The sequence below is a fragment of the Vibrio sp. 1580 genome (assembly GCF_033340055.1).
On sequence record NZ_JAWOVT010000527.1, the window covers coordinates 1 to 573 of the forward strand.

Sequence of the window (573 nt, forward strand, 5' to 3'; positions counted from 1 at the left end):
TCAGTGCTAGCGGCTTGTAATTAAGTTAACTAACATCATCCACGATAAACATTAAACTCAAGGTCGAGTGTTGTTTTGTCAGTGGCTTTTGTCTCCGGCTTGTCTCACTAAGGAATTATCAAGTTTTATGTTCTCAGGGATGCTATTCATTTTTGCCCCTCTTGTTGTGGGGTACTTAATTCCTATTTCTCGCGCAGCTTTACTAGAGAAAATTAACCAATCAACTTCATACCTTATTTACGTCATTCTTTCGTTGATGGGTTTAAGTTTAGCTGCCTTAGACAACTTGAGTAGCAACTTGCAGAGTATACTGCTGTACGCTGGTACTTTTTTCGTCTGCTTGAGTGTATGTAACTTACTCGCTCTGCCAATAATCGATAAGATTATTCCGTTGCAGACCAATCACAACCAAAACAAGCTTCCACTTTCTTCTATGGCATTAGAATCAGTAAAACTGATTGTTGTCGTTGGTGGAGGCTTAATTGCTGGTCTCATTTTGCCGATAGGTCTGGAGTGGGTAGACACCGCGAGCGAATGGATCCTCTTCCTTCTGCTCTTTTTCATCGGCATTCA

1 pseudogene is annotated in these 573 nt (G+C 41.0%); it reads left to right on the forward strand.

Annotated features, from left to right (window positions below):
- Nucleotides 1–127: 127 nt before the first annotated feature.
- Nucleotides 128–573, forward strand: a pseudogene (locus R7093_RS26975) (hypothetical protein); the annotation flags it as partial.